The sequence below is a fragment of the Baaleninema simplex PCC 7105 genome, from assembly GCF_000332355.1.
Classification (GTDB): Bacteria; Cyanobacteriota; Cyanobacteriia; order Cyanobacteriales; family Geitlerinemataceae; genus Baaleninema; species Baaleninema simplex.
The window spans coordinates 1,681,526-1,701,638 of the sequence record NZ_KB235958.1 but is presented as its reverse complement, the minus strand read 5'-3'; the positions used below and the strand labels follow the sequence as shown (position 1 = coordinate 1,701,638).

At 51.7% G+C, this 20,113-nt stretch carries 12 protein-coding genes and 3 pseudogenes; 7 read left to right on the top strand and 8 right to left on the bottom strand.

Translation table 11 applies throughout. The features are described 5' to 3' along the window. Positions 1–832 (bottom strand): annotated as a pseudogene (locus tag GEI7105_RS39805) (ISKra4 family transposase); the annotation flags it as partial. A 102-nt stretch (positions 833–934) separates the two neighbouring features. Here GEI7105_RS39805 and GEI7105_RS0109535 point away from each other — a divergent pair. Continuing rightward, positions 935–1,258: pseudogene (locus GEI7105_RS0109535) on the top strand (IS701 family transposase); the annotation flags it as partial. 153 nt (positions 1,259–1,411) lie between these two features. Here GEI7105_RS0109535 and GEI7105_RS0109530 read toward each other — a convergent pair. The 4 genes from GEI7105_RS0109530 to GEI7105_RS0109505 form a co-directional block, all read right to left on the bottom strand. After that, the gene (locus GEI7105_RS0109530; RefSeq protein ID WP_026097547.1) at positions 1,412–1,996 is read right to left on the bottom strand and encodes a TetR/AcrR family transcriptional regulator; all 585 of its coding nucleotides are present in this window, start codon (positions 1,994–1,996) and stop codon (positions 1,412–1,414) included. A gap of 254 nt (positions 1,997–2,250) precedes the next feature. Further along, on the bottom strand, positions 2,251–4,197 hold the full coding sequence (speA, locus tag GEI7105_RS0109525; RefSeq protein WP_017660250.1) for a biosynthetic arginine decarboxylase: 1,947 nt from the start codon (positions 4,195–4,197) through the stop codon (positions 2,251–2,253). A 351-nt stretch (positions 4,198–4,548) separates the two neighbouring features. Next, positions 4,549–5,097, bottom strand: a complete 549-nt coding sequence (locus GEI7105_RS29810; RefSeq protein ID WP_017660249.1) for a hypothetical protein — start codon at positions 5,095–5,097, stop codon at positions 4,549–4,551. A 791-nt stretch (positions 5,098–5,888) separates the two neighbouring features. After that, positions 5,889–6,845 (bottom strand): lysophospholipid acyltransferase family protein, encoded by a 957-nt coding sequence (locus GEI7105_RS0109505; RefSeq protein WP_017660246.1) that lies wholly within the window; start codon positions 6,843–6,845, stop codon positions 5,889–5,891. 230 nt (positions 6,846–7,075) lie between these two features. Between GEI7105_RS0109505 and GEI7105_RS0109495 the strand changes: the two genes are divergently transcribed. The 6 genes from GEI7105_RS0109495 to GEI7105_RS0109470 all read left to right on the top strand — a co-directional run bounded on the left by GEI7105_RS0109495 (position 7,076) and on the right by GEI7105_RS0109470 (position 17,617). Next, a complete protein-coding gene (locus GEI7105_RS0109495; RefSeq protein ID WP_026097544.1) occupies positions 7,076–10,642 on the top strand; it encodes a DNA polymerase III subunit alpha in 3,567 nt (1,188 codons plus the stop codon). A 744-nt stretch (positions 10,643–11,386) separates the two neighbouring features. Next, positions 11,387–12,646 carry a methionine adenosyltransferase gene (gene metK / locus GEI7105_RS0109490; RefSeq protein ID WP_017660243.1) on the top strand — a complete coding sequence of 420 codons (1,260 nt, stop codon included), beginning with the start codon at positions 11,387–11,389 and terminating at the stop codon, positions 12,644–12,646. Positions 12,647–13,366: 720 nt separating this feature from the next. Next, positions 13,367–14,140, top strand: coding sequence for a TVP38/TMEM64 family protein (locus GEI7105_RS0109485; RefSeq protein ID WP_017660242.1), 774 nt, complete (start codon positions 13,367–13,369; stop codon positions 14,138–14,140). Between the two features lie 226 nt (positions 14,141–14,366). Next, positions 14,367–15,902 carry a mercuric reductase gene (locus tag GEI7105_RS0109480; protein ID WP_026097543.1) on the top strand — a complete coding sequence of 512 codons (1,536 nt, stop codon included), beginning with the start codon at positions 14,367–14,369 and terminating at the stop codon, positions 15,900–15,902. A 45-nt stretch (positions 15,903–15,947) separates the two neighbouring features. Beyond that, positions 15,948–17,018 carry an anthranilate phosphoribosyltransferase gene (gene trpD, locus GEI7105_RS0109475; RefSeq protein WP_017660240.1) on the top strand — a complete coding sequence of 357 codons (1,071 nt, stop codon included), beginning with the start codon at positions 15,948–15,950 and terminating at the stop codon, positions 17,016–17,018. Positions 17,019–17,113: 95 nt separating this feature from the next. Further along, complete coding sequence (locus GEI7105_RS0109470) at positions 17,114–17,617, top strand: universal stress protein (RefSeq protein WP_017660239.1); 504 nt, start codon at positions 17,114–17,116, stop codon at positions 17,615–17,617. A gap of 131 nt (positions 17,618–17,748) precedes the next feature. On the opposite strand, the gene GEI7105_RS0109465 is transcribed toward GEI7105_RS0109470, so the two are convergent. From GEI7105_RS0109465 to GEI7105_RS40995, 3 genes and pseudogenes are all read right to left on the bottom strand, one after another. Beyond that, entirely contained in the window at positions 17,749–18,126 is a 378-nt protein-coding gene (locus tag GEI7105_RS0109465; protein ID WP_017660238.1) for a PH domain-containing protein, read from the bottom strand. Between the two features lie 385 nt (positions 18,127–18,511). Beyond that, positions 18,512–18,712, bottom strand: a complete 201-nt coding sequence (locus GEI7105_RS0109460) for a hypothetical protein (protein WP_017660237.1) — start codon at positions 18,710–18,712, stop codon at positions 18,512–18,514. 590 nt (positions 18,713–19,302) lie between these two features. Further along, a pseudogene (locus GEI7105_RS40995) lies at positions 19,303–19,899 on the bottom strand (RNA-guided endonuclease InsQ/TnpB family protein); the annotation flags it as partial. Positions 19,900–20,113 lie beyond the last annotated feature (214 nt).

Sequence of the window (20,113 nt, the reverse complement as noted above, 5' to 3'; positions counted from 1 at the left end):
CCAATCCTCGAACTGAGCCAGCGACCCCTCCACATCACCTCGCCACAAACAAGCTTCAACGGCATCGAGACGCTGCTGCGACCCACCCACTTTCCCTAAATTCTCCGTCAAATGATACCAATCGAGAACTTCTTGCCGCTGAGTGGTATCACCTATGTCAGCAAAGAGATTCCAGATCCCATCGTGTCCATCTCCGAGGCAGATTAGAGGCGTGGCCAAGGGTTGTTGATTGACCCAATTCACCAAGCCCTCGTTATCTTCAAAGAAAGCTCCTACACTCGCCCCATCGGAGATTGACGGCTTTGTAATCTCGCCAGATACAGGGGTCTCCGGACGGCGGTACGCAGACGGACTTTACCTCCATCGAGGCTCATTTCAGCGACGGTCTCTTCGAGTTGGGGCAGGTTCAAACTTTTTGACGTATGTACCAAGCGTTGCTGGCTACTTGCAGAAACGGTCATGCCCGTTAAGACCTCAAGATCTTGAGCCGCCCGCTCGTAGGAGGAGTTGGCGCTCAGGAGTAAACAGCATTTCTCCAGCTCGGGACTCCATCGACTGTGTGCTTTGACCTCTAGCTTCTGGGCTTGTGGCTCGCTCAGACTCAAGCGACCGAGAAGACTTTTTACCGTCCGTTTTCTTCCGCCTTGGCTGCCGCTGCTGTTTTGGATAAAAAATTTCCCACTTCTGGGCTAACGTGTTCTAATAGCTGATGACGGACGGTTTTTTCGATGCCAGATAGGGTTTGAATCTCTTCTGGGTCACTTCCTTCGTAGAGTAGAGCGGCAATCGCTCGAGCGTGAGCTTGAATTTGGCGACGTTTTTCAGCATCCATGAGCTAGGCTTGACTCCGACTTGGGCAACTCCTTTTAGCTTAACTCCCTTCTCTCAAACCGCTCTAAGTACTCTTACTCATTGCAAAACTGGGATGCACCCCGTGAACACTTACTCAGGGCGAAACTGGGTAGAAGTCTTCTATCGGGAAGCCAAAGGATGGTTGGGTTGGAGGGAATGCCAGGCGAGAGGTTTGAAGAGTTTACAGCGGCATTTAATTTTGGTATTTTGTGCCTACACTTTTATCCTTTGGCATAAGTTGACGGGCGGTTTACGAAGGAAGTGGGCGAACCAACCTTTGGAAACTTTTGTAGATGCTTTAGAGGCTTTTCGGACAGCCATGTCTTTTCGTTTTGTGGCATGGCTGAACGAGAATCGAGACCTGTTTGCCGCTCACAAAGCGCGTTTTGGCTTGGTTTGGGCTTGAAATTTGTTTAAGTACCGCTAATCAAGACACCGCCACCTCGCGGGACGCAGGTGAAGAAGTATTCATACCTACCTTATCAGAAAAGGATGGAGTATAAAATAAGGATTTCGTCAATTTTTTTTAGGAGGAACTTTAGTCTAGAAACGCCAAACATCACGATTTAGATTTAGCAGTAACTAAAACCGATGCAGCTTGCTTCGCTCGTACTGCTACTTCTATATTATGCTGCATCATTGCCACGACAATAGCTCCTTCAAACAAGAGTATCAACTGTTGTGTTAAAATCTCTGGATCGGAAAGCTCGGCAGATTTTACCAAGCTATAAATGTAGTCGAAAATTGTTTGCTGGTGGTGTAGAGAGACTTGATAGCCAGGATGTTCGGGATTAGCTAATTCAATCGTCGAGTTGATAAAAGCACAACCGCGAAAGTTTGGCTGCTCGAACCATTCTTGCAACGCATCGAAAATTGCCAGAACGCGATCGCTCGGTTCCGTCGCCAATCTTTCTACCGTGGCTTTAAACCAGATTCGCCAACGTTCGTCTCGTTGTTGAAGCCAGGTCGCAATCAGATCGTCTTTAGACTTGAAGTGATTGTACAACGACATCTTCGCCACCCCCGATTCAGCAATAATGCGATCGATCCCGACGTTGTTCACCCCTTCTTTGTAAAACAATTCTGATGCAGTAGAAAGGATGCGATCGCGAACTGAAGGACGTGAGGATTTGGTCGGTGTCATCGAGGGATTATGTAGACAAGTCTGTCTGTAGTGTATCGCAATTTTGTATTCTTCACCACACCCGAGGCGATCGCGGGAACAGCAAGGGTACATCTCAAAAATGTAAATTCATCAAAATGTAAATTCATCGGATACAAGCTTCCGCTTTCCGAGCGGCTGTTGGGTTCCACTCCGTTCCACCCAACCGACCCAGAGCTTCGTGTTTTTACATCCATTGAGATGCACCCAACAGCAAATTAAATATCGATCGCGATCTAAGATAAATAGGTATAACTGCGAAGACTGCGTTCGTAATTTTGCAGCAACCGTTGCGATTCCTCGATCGAAATTTTCCCCGCTTGTAACGCCGCCTCGCTGGACTTGCGAATACTTTCGAGCATATCCTCGGCGTCGTACTCGACATATTGCAAAACGTCCGTCATCGTATCCCCTTTAACGAGGTGTTCGATTTGATAGCCGTTGGGAGTTAAGTGAATGTGAACCGCATTCGTATCACCAAAAAGATTGTGTAGGTTCCCCATAATTTCCTGATACGCACCGACGAGGAACATTCCCAAATAATAGGGTTGGTTTCGTTCCAGGGGATGGAGTTCTAAAATCGACTTGGCGTTGAGGCGATCGATAAAGCGATCGATCTTCCCGTCGCTGTCGCAGGTTAAATCCGCCAACGTTACTCGCCGCGTCGGTTCCTCATGAAGACGATGAATCGGGAGAATGGGAAAGAGTTGATCGATCGCCCAACTGTCCGGCGCCGACTGAAAAATCGACAAGTTCATATAATAAATCGACGCCAAGGTTTTTTCGAGATCCTTCAACTCCTTGGGAATGTCATCGCGATCGCGCACGATATCGTGAACTTTTCGACAACACGCCCAATAGAGCTGTTCGGCTTTCGCACGTTCGGTAATGCTTAAATACCCGAAGCTAAACAAACTCGTCGCCTCGTCTTTAAACTGAATCGCGTCGTGATAGGCTTCTTGGAAATTCTCCTCGTGAATCGACGCGTAAGTTTCCCGCAGATTTCGTAAAATCAAATGTTCTTTGTTTTCCGAGAGCGGAGGAACGTCACTCGGAGCGTCGCTGCTTCCTAGCACGTCGAACACCAACACCGAATGATGAGAAGCGATCGCCCGTCCGCTTTCGCTGATCAGCGTAGGAGCGGGTTGGTTTTTCTCCTCGCACGCCTCTTTCACTTCCGCCACAATATCGTTAGCGTAATTTTGCATATTGTAGTTTTTCGAGGCGTAAAAATTGGTTTTCGAGCCGTCGTAATCGACCGCCAAACCGCCCCCTACGTCGAGATATTTCATGTTCGCACCCAACTGCGCCAACTCCACGTAAATCTGACTGGCTTCGCGGATGGCGTCTTTAATGGCGCTAATACAGGAAATTTGCGAACCGATGTGATAGTGCAGCAGTTGCAGACAGTCGAGCATTTCCGCATCTCGCAACCGTTGTACCGTGGCCACGATTTCCGAGACATTGAGGCCGAATTTCGCGCGATCGCCACTCGAACCGCCCCAGCGTCCGATTCCGCGAGCTTGGAGTTTCGCGCGAACCCCCAAGACAGGTTGAATTCCCAACTGTTGGCTGACGGCGATCGCGAGATCGACTTCTTCAGGTTGTTCGAGGACGACGATCGGACGATGACCCAAACGCGTAGCTAACACGGCTGTTTCGATGTAGCTGCGATCCTTGTAGCCGTTACAAATCAAAAGCGCACCGGACGTTTTGAGCGTTGCTAAGGCCACGAGCAGTTCCGGTTTCGAGCCAGCTTCGAGTCCGAATTGATGTCGGTTTCCAAAGCGCACCAAATCTTCAATGACGTGGCGTTGTTGGTTGCACTTGACGGGAAACACGCCGCGATAGACGCCAGGGTAGTTGTAGCGAGCGATCGCTTTGGCGAAGCAAGCGTTGATACGTTCGATGCGATCTTCGAGAATATCGGGAAAGCGCAGCAATAGCGGGAGTTCGAGGTTCCGTTTTTTTAACGCTTCGACGAGTTCGTGCAAATCGAGAGATCCGCCGCGATCGCCTTGAGGAGAAACCGTCACGTGACCGGCGGCGTTAATTCCAAAGTAGGGGTCGCCCCACCCGTGAATTCGATAGAGTTCTTCACTGTCTTCGATCGACCATTGACGAGAATAGTGTCCGTTGTTGTCCAACGATTCGATCGATTGTTGGGGCTGTGACCCGACCATATCCCTCTCTCCTCACGAGACCGTCGAGTCAACAGTGTAGCGTATTCAGCCAAGGGAGATGGAGAACAGTCGCCAGCCTTTTACAGTGAACAGTGAGCAGTGTTTCAGTCACCAGTCACCAGTCACCAGTCGCCAGTGAAGACAGTTAACAGGGAACGGGGAACGGGGAACAGTGTTTCAGTCACCAGTCACCAGTGAAGACAGTTAACAGGGAACGGGGAACGGGGAACAGTGTTTCAGTCACCAGTCACCAGTGAAGACAGTTAACAGGGAACAGGGAACAGTTAATAGTTTCTCCCCGGCTTCCCCTCTCCCTTGCTCCCCGGCTCCAGAAGCTCCCCTGCTTGTTTCTCAAATCAGAATGCTCGTCGTGACAGCATCAGTATCGGTTTCGGGACTGGCGGTGGTTCCGTCGCGTCGATGCTGAACCGCGCTGAGATAGCGGTTCCAAAAGAGTTTTACCGTACTGGGGTTGACGCCGACGAGTTGTGCGATCAGTTCGTGGGGAATCTGGCGCATATCGCGATAGGACAACCATTTCGACAAATGGCGTAGAATTTTGTAGGCACGGCGGAACGAAGACGGATCGCTGATAATGGCTTGTAGCTGCGAAATTTGACCCATGCGGGCTTGTAGGGCTTTCGTGCGAGACTGGTGGGTTTCCGGGGCGTAGAAGCGAATTTTACCGGCGACATAGACGCGGGTACAGTCGATGTCGTAATAGCCTCCCACGAGCGCACCGGGCGGAATCCAGTCGGAGTAAAAGCCTTTTTGCAGGATTAAGCCGCCTTTCGAGTCAGGCGTCAGAGCTAAAATTTGTCCGCTTCGCAAGAGAGAAAGTGGAAGCGAGATCGAGAGCGCCCGTGTTTTTTTGGAAGAATCATTGACGTTCGCTTGCATGGCAACCCACCTAACTGCCCGAATCCGAATGTGCCTCTACTTGTTTTTACCCCATTTCCTACATAAATGGGATAGCGATCGATCCCCTTTTTCTGAAAAAATACGGAAATCCTCAGTTAAAAAACGATCGCCGATCTCCGATCTCCGTATAACTAAGGGGCTTGCCGCCCGTTTTCGATCGCGTAGAAACGATTAAAGATTTCATGAAGTCGATCCCGAAGTTTCCGAGACGCGATCGCCCCGAACTTCAAGCGTCCTCGCACCCCGGACGAGTCCACCCTTTTGCCGTCGTTTCGTAACGTTTTGTTACTCTGGCGCGGGAAAACCAAACCCCATCTGTTGCGGCCAACCTTCTACCCTACAGTCAGACTAGATCTCAACGAGTGCGGTTCCCGAGGGTCTATCGGCAACAACAAATCCCACGGTAGCGATCGCGTGCGACAGTGGGAGAAAACGATACAAACAGATAAATGGAATCGATACGCTCTGACTGAGTCGGCGATCGCCCTAAATCGCTCGAGTCCTTACGGTCTCGTCGTCTCGTTCTTTACCGCCGAGAAAAACAGGAACTGGCAGCACCTTAAGAGAAGAAGACCCTCTAGCTGCCGTCGCTGCCGCCACGACTGCTACTACAATCGTGAAACTTATTCTAATTCTATTGTAATGTCATCGATCGGCGATCGAAAACCCCAAGTCGAGGAGACGAAGCAACTTTACCGAATAATTACAATCGAACGCCGAGTGTTTCGAGGCAAACTTCAACTTTCGAGCGCGATCGACCCCGAAACCCACTACCAAAACATACGATTGAGAAAAGGGCGAAACAACTTCAACTCGTCCGGTTCGCAATACTCCCGTGGGAGCAGTTCTCCCAACCGCCGTTCGATCGCCTCAATAACGGTCTGAATCTGACGGGATTTCGGCCGTTTCGCCTGTGGGAACTCGATCGCGTTCCCAAAGCGCAGCGTCAGGGTTTTACGCAAATAGAGATCGTGAGTTCCAATTAAAGCGATCAGGACGATAGGAACCCCCGATCGCAGAGCGTAAGTAGCGACGCCCCGTTTGAGGGGGAGGAGTTTGCCTTCCTCAGTTCCCAGTTTTCCTTCAGGAAACAGCAACAGCGAGTCACCGTTGTTAAACACCGCTTGCACCGAGCGATCGAGCTGACGCAACATTTCGATCGAGCTGCCATCAGGAACGTCTTGCTGAATTTTCTCGGCCAACTCCGCCAAATCCTCCCGTCCCGACTTCGCCCCAGCAATCACCGCTTTTTCCTCTTTCCACCAACGATGGAGAGGGATAACGCCCTGCGCCCACTGTAAGATCGTCCGTTTCCAAGGAGCGTTGTAGAGCGATCGCGCGTCGCCGAGAACGTAACAATAGGGAGACGCCGGTAACTCCCCTAAAATCAACAGCGGATCGATATGATTGAGGTGGTTGGACACCAACAACACCGGCCCCTCGGGCAGCAGATGGGCATTTTCCACCTTCACCCGAAACAGCAAACGCACCAGCGATCGCAAAATCCAGCGTCGCAGTCGTCCGTCAGCGCGTCGAGGCGGTTTCCCAAGCCCCATCTCTTGCGTAATGTCGAACGCCTCTTCAGTCGCTTGGCGCACCTCGCGATCGATCGCCGCTTCCCACCCTTCCCGGGCCCGCTGCACTGTATTGGGTGTCAGCGGCGGTAACGACTCCGGTAACGACTCAGACAATAAACGTTCGGATGTCGGTTTGGCAGCGACGGTCATCTTCAAATCCCCTTCAGCGATCGGTGTGTTACAGCCTTAGATTACGAAAGTTTGCCCCCCGAGATCTCCTTCATTTCGCACAGTTTCCCCAGTGTCACCTTTCCAAACAGGCGATCGCGCTTCTTTCTCCCCTCCTCCGCAGACAGTTGTGAGATTGGCACGATCGCGTCCGTCTCGGCGTTACCATAGGATCTCGTTCCCTCACCAGTTTCATCGAAGAACCACCGCTTATGTCTTTCGTCGGCCTGCATATCCACAGCGACTACAGCCTCCTCGACGGTGCCAGTCAACTGTCACCACTGATCGATCGCGCCTTAGACCTGGGGATGCCCGCGATCGCCCTCACCGATCACGGCGTCATGTACGGCGCGGCGCAACTGGTGAAACTCTGTCGTGGCAAAGGCATCAAACCTATCATCGGCAACGAGATGTACGTCATCAACGGCGACATCACCAAACAAGAACGACGCCCTCGCTACCACCAAGTCGTTCTCGCCAAAAACAACCAGGGCTATAAAAACCTCGTCAAACTCACCACCATTTCCCACCTCGACGGATACCAAGGAAAAGGCATTTTCGCCCGTCCTTGCATTAACAAAGACTTCCTCGAACAGTATAAAGAAGGACTCATCGTCACCAGTGCTTGTTTGGGGGGCGAAATTCCCCAAGCCATTCTCAAAAACAAACCCGACGTCGCCCGTCGGATTGCCAAGTGGTACAAAGAAGTTTTCGGAGACGACTTTTACCTGGAAATTCAAGACCACGGGTCTCAAGAAGACCGCGTCGTCAACGTGGAAATCGTCAACATTGCCCGAGAACTCGACATTAAGATTATCGCCACCAACGATTCTCACTATATTTCCTGTAACGACGTAGAAGCCCACGACGCCCTGTTATGTATTCAAACCGGAAAACTCATCACCGAAGACAAGCGCCTTCGTTATAGCGGCACAGAATATTTAAAAACCGCCGAAGAGATGGCGCAACTGTTTCGCGATCACCTCAGCGACGATGTAATTCAAGAAGCAATCGATAATACTCTAGAAGTCGCCGAAAAAGTCCAACCTTACGACCTCTTTGGAGATACGCGAATCCCCGACTTTCCAATTCCCACTGGACATACCGCCGACACTTACCTCGAAAAAGTCACCTGGGAAGGACTGCTCGATCGCCTCAATGCCAAAAGTCACGCCGAACTGAAGCCCGAATATAAAGAACGGCTCGAATACGAGCTGAAAATGATGCAGCAAATGGGCTTTTCCACGTACTTTCTCGTGGTTTGGGATTACATCAAATTTGCCCGAGATAATAGCATTCCCGTAGGACCCGGACGAGGTTCGGCGGCGGGATCGTTAGTGGCGTATTCGCTGCGAATTACCAATATCGATCCGGTTCACCACGGCTTACTTTTCGAGCGTTTTTTGAACCCAGAACGGAAATCTATGCCCGATATCGATACAGATTTCTGCATCGAACGGCGGGACGAAATGATTCAGTACGTGACGAACAAGTACGGAAAAGAAAAAGTCGCTCAAATCGTCACGTTCAACCGCATGACGTCAAAAGCCGTGTTGAAAGACGTGGCGCGGGTGTTGGATATTCCTTACAAACAAGCCGATGTCATGGCGAAAATGATTCCAGTTTCTCGGGGTAAGCCGGAAAAATTAAAAGTGATGATTTCCGACGATACCCCAGAACCGGAGTTTAAAAAAGCTTACGATACCGACTCCATCGTGAAGCGTTGGCTCGATATGGCGATTCGCATTGAAGGAACGAACAAATCGACGGGCGTTCACGCGGCGGGGGTGATTATTTCTGCCGATCCGATCGATGAAATCGTGCCGCTTCAATACAATAAAGAAGGTAGCGTGACAACTCAGTATCCCATGGAAGATTTAGAGTCGATGGGAATGCTGAAAATGGATTTTTTGGGATTAAAAAACTTGACGATGATTCAAAAGACTTTGGATCTCATCGAGCAAACTCAAGGATATCGCATCGACCCGGACGATTTAACATCTCAAGAACGAAAAGCCCAATCGATCGCCGCTCGCAGCGAAGATCGCAAACTTCCAAAAGATATTCAAAAAACCTATAAACTGTTAGCAGAAGGGAAGTTAGAAGGCATTTTTCAGCTCGAATCTTCTGGGATGCGTCAGGTGGTACGGGATTTGAAACCATCTTGTATTGACGATATTTCGTCGATTTTGTCCTTGTATCGTCCCGGCCCGTTAGATGCGGGGCTGATTCCTAAGTTTATTAACCGCAAACACGGCTTGGAGGCGATCGAATACGACCATCCCATGTTGGAGTCGATCCTTCAGGAAACTTACGCCGTTATGGTGTATCAAGAGCAGATTATGAAAATCGCTCAAGATATGGCGGGGTATTCCTTGGGAGAAGCAGATTTGCTGCGTCGCGCGATGGGTAAGAAAAAGATGGCAGAGATGCAGAAACATCGCGGTATTTTTATCGACGGTTCGGCGAAAAACGGGGTCGATCGAAAAACTGCTGAAGCCCTCTTCGAGCAGATGGTGAAGTTCGCCGAGTATTGCTTTAATAAAAGCCATTCAATGGCTTACGGATATGTCACCTATCAAACGGCATATCTCAAAGCAAACTATCCTGTCGAATACATGGCTGCGTTGTTAACGGCAAACAGCGGCAGTCAAGACAAAGTTCAAAAATATATCGCCACCTGTACGAACATGAACATACAGGTGGAACCGCCCGATATTAATCGATCGAACGTCGATTTTACGCCGGTTGACGGAAAACGCATTCTCTTCGGACTCTCGGCGGTGCGAAACCTCGGACAAGGGGCGATCGACTGCATTCTCAAAACGAGAAACGAAAACGGAGAATTTGAATCTCTCCCCGATTTGTGCGATCGCGTCGAACTCCACGCCGTCAACCGCCGCGCCTTAGAAGCTCTCATTCAATGCGGCGCCTTCGACAAACTCAACCCCAATCGCAAACAACTGATGGAATACCTCGATACCGTCATTGATTGGGCGCAATCGCGAGCTAAAGACCGCGCGATGGGTCAGTTTAACCTCTTCGACCAAATCGGCCTTGGTGGCGAAGACGACAACGCCAGCGACGAGAACGGTTTCGACGGACTCCCCGAACCGCCCCAGATTCCCGATTTCGAGCCGATGGAAAAACTTAAACTGGAAAAAGAACTCCTCGGCTTCTACGTCTCCGACCATCCCCTCAAAGCCATTCAGCAACGCTCCCGACTTCTGGCACCGATTAGCCTCAACGAACTCGGCGATCGCCCCGACAAAACCGCTGTCAGCGCCATCGTCATGTTGAGCAGCCTCAAACCGATTATCACTAAAAAGGGCGATCGCATGGCGATCGTAGAAGTCGAAGACCTCACCGGAGGTGCCGAAGGCGTCGTCTTTCCCAAAGCCTACGAACGCATCGGTCAAATGCTGAGCGAAGACGCACGACTCATTGTCTGGGGTAAAGTCGAGCGTCGCGACGATCGCCCGCAATTAATTATCGAAGATGCCGAAATTATCGAACGGGTGCAGATGGTGATGGTGAAGTTAACCCCGGAACAAGCCGGAGATATCCAAGAACGGAATCGCCTGCGGGACGTGATTCGCACGCAAGTCGGAGACAACACAGATGCCAAAGTTCCCGTTATCGGTGCGATCGCCAGCGGACACCAACGCCAGTTCGTGAGGTTGGGGGCGCAATTCCGCGTTCCCGACTGCGATAGTGCAGTCAGCGCCTTAACTCTGGCAGGGTTTCCAGCGCGACCTTACACCCTGGCGCGATCGTGACCTCAACGGAGCAAGGGAGAGGGGGAGAGGGGGAGAGGGGGAGAGAGGGGGAGCAAGGAAAACACTGTTCCCTGTTCCCTGTTCCCTGTTCCCTGTTCCCTGTTCCCTGTCAATGCCCAAGAACGACGCCCGGTCAGGGTGGTATCGAGACCTAGAATTCAGCTAAAACTGATACCATAGCAGATCGAGCGTGCGGTTAGCGTTCGCCCTGCTGCCCAAAGCCTAGCTGCTTATCAAAAATTTTGGGTCTAAAACCCCGCCCCCTTCGACTTGGCTCACTTCGACAAGCTCACTTCGACAAGCTCAGTGCAAGCAGTGCGAGCAGGGCAAGCCTTCGACTTAGCTCAGGGCAAGCCTTCTAGGGCGGCTTTACAGAGGTCTGTCCACAGCTTCCATTTCTTGCTACAATCTTCGGGTGAGGAACAGGTAACTAACCTCCTTAAAAACCTGGCATCGAAAGATGAGAACCGATGATTACTGAAGTTTGGCGGTTCCACACGGAAAATAGCTCGTGTGGGTAAAAGCTTCAAGCGTCAAGCACGGAGACTCAGAATTTTTGAAGAACTCCACTGTACGGTCGGGCAGACCGGAACAGGCTCTCTGAAATGGGAGCGAACGCTTGGGGAGATGAAGATCTCTGGACATTTGGCTTACGGGTCAAATATGTAAGTCTTGTCGTTGAACCAAGAATCCCCACGCCGTGATAGCTGGGGAGTGTCAACACGATGGAAGGAGGAAGAGTCCTTGTCTCGCCGCTATCTTTTTACTTCGGAGTCCGTCACTGAAGGACATCCTGACAAAATCTGCGACCAAATTTCCGATACGATCCTCGATGCACTGTTGGCAGAAGACCCCAGCAGTCGCGTCGCGGCGGAAGTCGTGGTCAACACCGGCCTGGTTCTAATTACCGGGGAAATCACCTCGAAAGCCAAGGTGGACTTCGTGAAGGTCGCACGGCAGAAAATTGCTGAAATCGGCTACACTGACGCGGAAAACGGCTTTTCTGCCAATAGCTGCTCGGTTCTCGTGGCACTCGACGAGCAATCGTCCGACATCGCCCAGGGGGTGGACGCTGCCCACGAACGACGGGAAGAAGCCAGCGACGCCGAACTCGACGCGGTCGGTGCCGGAGACCAAGGGTTGATGTTCGGGTTCGCCTGCGACGAAACCCCGGAATTTATGCCCCTACCGATTAGTTTGGCTCACCGCCTGTCTCGTCGACTGTCGGCGGTGCGGAAAACTGGGGAACTGTCCTATTTGCGCCCGGACGGAAAAACCCAAGTCACCGTTATTTACGAGGACGGTAAACCCATCGGGATCGATACGATTCTGATTTCGACGCAACACACGCCGACGATCGACCATCTCAGCGACGAGAAGTCGGTTCGGGAGAAAATCAAAGCCGATTTGTGGACGGCGGTGGTACAGCCGGTGTTCTCGGATATCGACGTGAAACCCGACGATCGCACTCGTTTCTTGGTCAACCCCACCGGAAAATTCGTCATCGGCGGTCCTCAAGGGGATTCGGGCTTGACCGGTCGTAAAATCATCATCGACACTTACGGCGGCTACTCCCGTCACGGTGGCGGTGCGTTCTCCGGTAAAGACCCCACGAAGGTCGATCGCAGTGCGGCTTACGCTTGTCGCCACATTGCGAAAAATATCGTGGCCGCTGGCTTGGCGGAAAAATGTGAAGTTCAGGTCAGTTACGCCATCGGCGTCGCTCAACCGACGAGCATTTTTATCGAAACCTTCGGCACGGGTAAGGTGGACGAAGATAAGTTGCTCGAAGTCGTCAAGGAAAACTTCGAGTTGCGGCCCGCTGGCATTATTCAGACCTTCAACTTGCGAAACCTTCCCGGCGATCGCAACGGCCGCTTTTTCCAAGAGACGGCGGCTTACGGTCACATGGGACGCCCGGATCTCGATTTGCCTTGGGAACACTTGGATAAAGTCGATGTTTTGAAAAAGGCGTTCAGTCCGGCCGTATCGGCTTCGGCATAACGTCTGTTTCGACCCGTTTCGCGGGAGTTTCCAGCCTGGAGCGTCGCTTCAGGCTGATTTTTTGTGGAGACCAGCCAGAACGCGAAAACTCCTCGACTGTTGCAGCGATCGCCTCTCATCCGTTTGGCTTGAGTTAACTTGACATACTCCCAGCCTGAAGGCGTGGGGATTCTCCAGACCTCACGGTTCTAGATTTCTGGTTCGGCGACAACCCTTACTACCCATTGTTGCCAATAAGTACCAGAGGGGTTTATCTCCCCAGACGTTTTCCCCATTACAGAGGAGGTTTCGGTATGCCCTACCGTACCTTATAATCTACTGAAAAATTGACTCTCTGTACTTGAGGACAGGGGTGGCGAACTCGGTTCGCCACCGTGAGATGTCCGTGTTACTTAGAGCTTTTACCTGTTGGAGCTTTCCCGAACAGAACCCGCTAACTCTAGTTTTCAAAGTTCGGATGCCTCGATTAGAGGCTCGGTTTTTAGACTGGTTAAATACCGTTCCAGTTCTCTGACATCATAGCAAAGTCGCCCTGCAAGGCTTGCCCTGCTCGCACTGCTTGCACTGCTTGCACTGCTTGCACTGAGCTTGTCGAAGTGAGCTTGTCGAAGTGAGCTTGTCGAAGTGAGCTTGTCGAAGTGAGCCAAGTCGAAGGGGGCGAGGCTTTAGACCCAAATTTTTGGTAACCAGAAGTAGAGCGAACCTGATGGAGTTGCGATCGTGCGTTTTCCCTTTTCCCTCAACCGATTGCCGAGCGTTTTGGCAAAAACCCTATCGTGTACAGTGTTATTGCTCTGGTTTGCCATCGCGCCGGTATTGGCACAAGAGACCCGTAACAACAGTGGGTTCGCCCCCCAAGAACTGCTGCGGGAGGCATTACAACACATTCAAGACCTCGGCGCGATCGGCGTTGGGGCGTTTATCCTTCTCTACATCGCGGCCACCGTGGCCTTTCTCCCCGGTTCCGTCCTGACACTAGGGGCTGGCGTGGTTTTCGGCGTGGTTTTCGGCTCGATTTACGTCTTTATCGCCGCCACCCTCGGTTCGACGTTAGCCTTTCTCGTCGGACGCTATATCGCTCGAGGGTGGGTCGCCAAAAAAATCGCCGGAAATCCAAAATTTGCGGCGATCGACGACGCCGTGGGGCGAGAAGGTTTGAAGATCGTTCTTCTGACGCGTCTGTCTCCTGTTTTCCCTTACAATCTCCTCAACTACGCCTACGGATTAACTAACGTTTCCCTCAAAGACTACGTTATTGGAGCAGTAGGGATGATTCCCGGAACGGTTATGTACGTCTATATCGGCTCTTTAGCCGGTAGCCTCGCCACCCTCGGCACCAACACCGCCACGAGCAATCCCCAAGCCGAACGCATACAACTCGGCCTTCAAATTATCGGCTTTATCGCCACCGTTGCCGTCACCCTCTACGTCACGCGGTTGGCCAGACAAGCCCTAGCCCAGAAAGTTGGCGGCGATGAGGTGATGGAGAGATGAGGAGCCAGGGAGAGGGGAAGCAAGGGAGAGGGAGAGAGAATTTCACATCATCCCATCACCCGGTCATCACATCATCAGGAAATCAAGTCGTAGGGTGCGTGACCTCAAGACAGTAGCAATATGCTTGCTGCCAAACCGGCCAACTCGTCACGCACCGACTCCACAGATAACTCCCTTATCCTCCTTGTCCCCCTGTCCCCTTATCCTCTCATCATCAATTTAAGCCATGACTGACACCGCACTTGACACTTTTAACGTTTCCCCAATGGACGAGTACAACCAAAAACTCGTCTCTCACGTGCATCCTCCCGATTGGGTGAATCCTACTCCCGCCGACTGTTACGATCTCGTCGTCATCGGTGCGGGAACGGCGGGTTTGGTGACGGCTGCGGGTGCGGCTGGGTTGGGGTTGGGTTTCAAAGTTGCCCTCGTCGAACGTCATTTGATGGGCGGTGACTGTCTCAACGTCGGTTGCGTTCCGTCGAAAGCTGTGATTCGATCGTCTCGTGTCGTGGCTGAAATGGCCAACGCGCGAGAGTACGGTATCGTTCCGCCGGAGTCGGTGACCGTGGACTTTCCGGCGGTGATGGAGCGGATGCGGCGGATTCGATCGCACATCAGTCCCCACGATAGCGCCGAACGGTTCTGCAACCTCGGTATCGATGTATTCCTCGGAAACGGCTGTTTTACTCAAAACAATACGGTTCGCGTCGGCGAGAAGGAATTACGCTATAAAAAAGCGGTTATCGCTACGGGTGCTAGAGCCGTTCTTCCCGATATTGAAGGACTTGATGCGGCGGGATATCTCACCAACGAAACGGTGTTCGAACTCACGGAACGACCGCCACGACTGGCGGTTATCGGCGGCGGCCCCATTGGCTGCGAACTGGCTCAGGCGTTCCAGCGGTTGGGATCTCAAGTAACGTTAATTCACCGCCATTCCCATCTACTCCACCGCGAAGATGCAGATGCTGCTGATATCGTACAGCGACAGTTTCTCCGCGAAGGTATCCAGTTACGGTTAGGATGTCAGCCGACGCGGGTTGAAAAAACGACAGAGGGGAAAGTGCTGTATTGCGATGGGGACGAGCTTTGCACGGTCGATGAAATCCTCGTCGGTGCCGGACGTGCGCCCAACGTCGAACGCTTGAATTTAGAGGCGGTGGGCGTCGAGTACGGTAAGAAAGGTATTGTCGCGAACGACAACTTGCAAACGACCAATCCCAAAATCTTTGCGGCGGGGGATGTTTGCATGAATTGGAAGTTTACTCACGCGGCCGATGCGGCGGCGCGAATCGTCATTCAAAATACGCTGTTTGCGCCGTTTGGTTTGGGACGAGTGAAACTCAGCAGTTTGGTGATGCCTTGGGTGACGTATACTGACCCGGAAATCGCCCATGTGGGACTTTACGAACGGGAGGCACGAGACCGGGGCATCGAAACCCAAACGATCGCCGTTCCTTTTGAGAACCTCGATCGCGCCTTAACTGACGGCGAAACGGACGGCTTTTTAAAGGTCTTGCACGTCAAAGGGGCCGATCGCATCCTCGGGGCGACGTTGGTGTCCCGTCACGCGGGGGAAACCATCAGCGAGCTGACGACGGCGATCGTCCACAACATCGGCTTGAAACAGCTTGCGAGCGTGATTCATCCCTATCCGACCCAAGCCGAATGTATCAAAAAGGCCGCCGATGCGTACAAGAAAACTCAGCTAACGCCGTTTACGCAATGGTTGCTGTCGGTTGTAAATCGATTCTCGTGATACGATCGACTCTCAACGCTTTAACTTCACTCGCGATCGAGACCGATGACGCAAACGCCCGCTCAGTCCTACAATTCCGCCGTGTGGTCGAGTTTGTTACAACAACTGCTCGATGAAAGTTCTCTCAGTCGCGAACAGTCGAGTCAGTTAATGCAAGGATGGCTGGACGAAGCGATTCCTCCCGAGTTGTCCGGGGCGATTTTGGCTGCCATTCAAGCCAAAGGCGTGACGGTCGAAGAACTCACGGGAATGGCGCAAGTGTTGCAATCGTTATGTCACCCGGTCTCGAACGGGACGCTTCCCGAACCCCGCATCGATACTTGCGGAACGGGAGGAGATGGGGCATCGACGTTTAATATTTCGACCTCGGTGGCGTTCGTGGCGGCGGCGGCGGGAATTCCCGTGGTCAAACACGGCAATCGTTCGGCTTCGAGTAAGGTGGGGTCGGCCGATGTGTTAGAAGGGTTGGGAGTCAACCTGAAAGCACCTTCGGACGCGATCGAAGCGGCGTTGTCGGAGGTGGGAATTACGTTTTTGTTCGCTCCGGGTTGGCATCCGGCGATGAAGGCGGTGGTTCCTTTGCGGAAAACGCTGAAAGTGCGAACGGTCTTCAATTTACTCGGTCCGCTCGTCAATCCGCTGCGTCCGACGGGTCAGGTGATGGGGGTTTACGATCCGACGCTGTTGGAAATTTTAGCCAAATCTCTCGGCGAGTTGGGGGTACGACAGGCGATCGTTCTCCACGGACGGGAACGCCTCGACGAAGCGGGATTAGAAGATTTAACGGATTTGGCCGTGTTGCGTAACGGTCAGGTCGTGACCACCAGTCTCGATCCTAATGCCCTGGATTTGATGCCCGCTCCGACGGTGGCGTTGCGGGGCGGCGACCTCTCGGAAAATATGGAGATTCTGCGGAACGTTTTGCAAGGGAAAGGAACGCAAGCTCAGCGGGATGTGGTGGCGTTGAACGCGGCGTTAGCGTTTGAGGTGGCGGGAAAAGTCGCACCGGGCGAATACGAGACGGGCGTGGTGCTGGCGCGAGATATCCTCGAAAGTGGAGCGGCATGGTCGAAGCTCGAGGAACTGGTGGCGTTTTTGCCGTCGTCGTCCGATTGAGCGATCGCATAAAGATTCGTCAAGAACGAACGCCTCCTCAAAGTCCCTTTGTTAGCCTGAATGTAGGGATTTCGTGACTTTGGGGAGGATTTAACATGATGTTTCATAAAATTCTCGTAGCGATCGATCTCAACGCCCACAGCGATCGCGTCTTCGACTATGGATTGCATTTAGCCAAAAACGACGGGGCAGCGTTGATGGTGTTGAATACGGTCGAAATGCCCCTCGAAGACGATTTGATGCCCATGTCTGGTGCGGGATTGGGGGCAGATTTAGTTTTGACAGAAGAGTTTCAACAGACCTATCACAAGAACTTACAAAACGAGGTGAAACGGGTGCGAGCGAAACTCCAGCACTATGTCGATCGCGGTCAGGAAATGGGCGTTCCCGTCGAATTTGACGCTCGAGTTGGCGATCCCGGCCGTCGTATCTGTCAGGTAGCGAAAATGTGGGACGCCGATCTCGTGTTAGTAGGGCGTCGCGGCCGTCGCGGCTTGCGGGAGTTACTCTTAGGTAGTGTCAGTAACTACGTCCTCCATCGCTCTCCCTGTTCGGTCATGGTGGTTCAAGGGGCAGACCGCGAGGAAATTGAGAATTGAGAGTTGGTGCGGATTTTCGGGTGGGATAGTCGCACCACACCAGAGACAGAGGGGTTGGGTTCGATAAGTCTCGGTTGGGGGGTTGGGGTTCACTGCGTTCTACCCAACCGACTCGCTTTTTCCACCCAGCCCTAATTTAAGACGTAGGTTGCCAGAATGTACTGCAAGTCGTAGATATCGACCTTTTTGTTGAATTTTTTTTCAATCGGTACGGGGTCGCTGCCGATCCAAAGCTTCAGTTCGGCATCGAGATCGAAATTTCCCACGGTTTCGATGCTGAACCGCGTAATTTTGCTGTAGGGAATCGAGAGATATTCGATTTTTCTGCCCGTCAATCCTTGAATATCGACTAAAATCAGCCGTTTGGTCGTGAAAATAAATAAATCGCGCAGGACGCGAAAGCCGACTTCGATCGCTTCGTTCTCGACGAGCAGCTTACCGTAATCGGCGGCGAGTCGTTCTGGTTCGACAACACCTGCGTTTCCTAGGAGTCTTGTGGCAATTCCCATCGATTTTCGTTGAATTTACGTCGAGAGCGGGTTAAAACTCTCTATTTTTACATTAACGAATTTCTGGGGAGCGATCGCTTTTTCCTTTTACATCAATCTAAAATTAATCTTAAGTTTTAGTTTTAAAAACTCAAATCTCTCGAAATTTGATGAAATGTCACGATGCTTCAACTGTCCGAAGTTTAAAAAAATTCAATAAAAATACTTCAGATCGTGAAGGTGCGTCACCCAAGGGCAACACACCTCTAGACAAATATCGCATTGTTCTTGCCTCTTTTAATTTTAGAGAGTTAAAACAGTTATCGACTTAAAAATTAACGTTCGGTCAAGTGTAGAGAACGGCTTGCAACAAATCTTGCAACACAGTTTAAATCTCGTCGAACCGCTAGCTAACGATCTGTAACCGACCGCGCAACACCGCTCTCAGCAAGCGATCGACACAGCGCCGATCGGTTTCGTTCAGGTGTTCGTCTAACGCTGCTGCCATTAAACCGTAGCGATCGGTGAGAGTAATACAACCGCGTTCGGTAGCCGATGCCATGATGGCAGGAATTGCGCCGGGGATCAGTTGAACTTGGGGAAACATCGTCAAGCACCTCAACATTTTTTGATTTATCTTTGGCTATTTTTAGTATCTCGCAAACGCCCCCACTTTACTGTGATAACTAGAGTGCGTCTGAGGCGATCGCTGTCAAGCACGACAGCGATCTATCTTACAGTCGATCTGCGATCGCGATCGCAATTTGTCTCGATCTCAAAATTATTCGCTGTGGGCGATCGCCTCGAACTGAACGCGATCGATCCGCTGCGATCGATAGAGGGTTTCGGCAATTTCAGAAATCGTCAGGACAGAATGGGCGCGATAACCTTTCGCGTTCATACGGAATCTGTTTCCGATAAGCTAGGTTTCAAGAAGTCTTCACCACATCCCCCCTTAGCCCCCTATCCCCCCTTAGCCCCCCTTTCAAAGGGGGGTTGGGGGGATGGTTGGGGGGATGGTTGGGGGGATAGAGGGACTTGTCGAGTTGGGAAAAACCAGTATTTGAGTCCTCGACTCCGATCGGCGTTGAGATTCGGATTTCGTATGAGACGCGTTCAAACCAAAGCGATCGCCTGTCTTACAAGGGGGATACCTTTGACGTTCTCCCCCGCCAATTGGCAGGGGGATTCATCGTTCTACGAGTCTCCGTTAGCTGACAGGATTTCTCCAACCAACCAAGAGGGAATCTCTCCCGATGCGTGAATTCGGGTGCGCCCCACCCTACTCAGCCCCAATTTAAGGATGTTCATCGCTGCGTTCGTGTCGCGGTCGGCAACCAAGCCACAATGGGGACAAACATGAGTTCGAGTCGATAGCGTTTTTTGCACTTTTTCCCCACAACTCGAACAGTTTTGACTGGTATGGTGAGGCGGTACGGCAATGGCTATCTTCCCGTATTTGTCGGCAAAGTATTCGAGCCAACGACGAAACAGTGTCCATCCCGCATCATCCCCCCAACCCCCCTTGCTAAGGGGGGGCGAAGGGGGGATGCGGAGTGCCACTCTTTTGACAAACTCTTCTCGCTGCCGACTTACTCTCAAATGTTGACGAGCATATCGCTGTCTAGCTTTTCGATAGTTTTGGGACTGAGGCTGTCCTTTACGGAATTTCTTAGACTTTTGACGGTTGAGTCGTTTGAGCCGCTTTTCATCCTTTCGGTAAAATTGAGGAATTGGCTCGATATTTCCTTGGCTATTTGCCAGGAAATACTTCAATCCCACATCAATTCCGACGGGTGCATCTCACTTTTGCAAAAACATCAGTTTGGGGTGGCAAAATTCCCGATTAGCACTTCCGGTATAAGATCCCCGGCATCTTGGAGATGCCGGGGATCTGGAAATTGAGTGCGCCCAATTCGATGAATTTACATTTTTGAGAGGCACCCATTCCGACGGGTGCATCTCACTTTTGCAAAAACATCAGTTTGGGGTGGCAAAATTCCCGATT

Coding starts and splice junctions, on each gene's coding strand:
- GEI7105_RS0109480 (WP_026097543.1), top strand. CDS start 14,367: ATGACTGACACCGCACTTGACACTTTTAACGTTTCCCCAATGGACGAG.
- speA (WP_017660250.1), bottom strand. CDS start 4,197: ATGGTCGGGTCACAGCCCCAACAATCGATCGAATCGTTGGACAACAAC.
- GEI7105_RS0109465 (WP_017660238.1), bottom strand. CDS start 18,126: ATGGGAATTGCCACAAGACTCCTAGGAAACGCAGGTGTTGTCGAACCA.
- GEI7105_RS0109495 (WP_026097544.1), top strand. CDS start 7,076: ATGTCTTTCGTCGGCCTGCATATCCACAGCGACTACAGCCTCCTCGAC.
- GEI7105_RS29810 (WP_017660249.1), bottom strand. CDS start 5,097: ATGCAAGCGAACGTCAATGATTCTTCCAAAAAAACACGGGCGCTCTCG.
- GEI7105_RS0109505 (WP_017660246.1), bottom strand. CDS start 6,845: ATGACCGTCGCTGCCAAACCGACATCCGAACGTTTATTGTCTGAGTCG.
- trpD (WP_017660240.1), top strand. CDS start 15,948: ATGACGCAAACGCCCGCTCAGTCCTACAATTCCGCCGTGTGGTCGAGT.
- GEI7105_RS0109530 (WP_026097547.1), bottom strand. CDS start 1,996: ATGACACCGACCAAATCCTCACGTCCTTCAGTTCGCGATCGCATCCTT.
- GEI7105_RS0109460 (WP_017660237.1), bottom strand. CDS start 18,712: ATGTTTCCCCAAGTTCAACTGATCCCCGGCGCAATTCCTGCCATCATG.
- GEI7105_RS0109470 (WP_017660239.1), top strand. CDS start 17,114: ATGATGTTTCATAAAATTCTCGTAGCGATCGATCTCAACGCCCACAGC.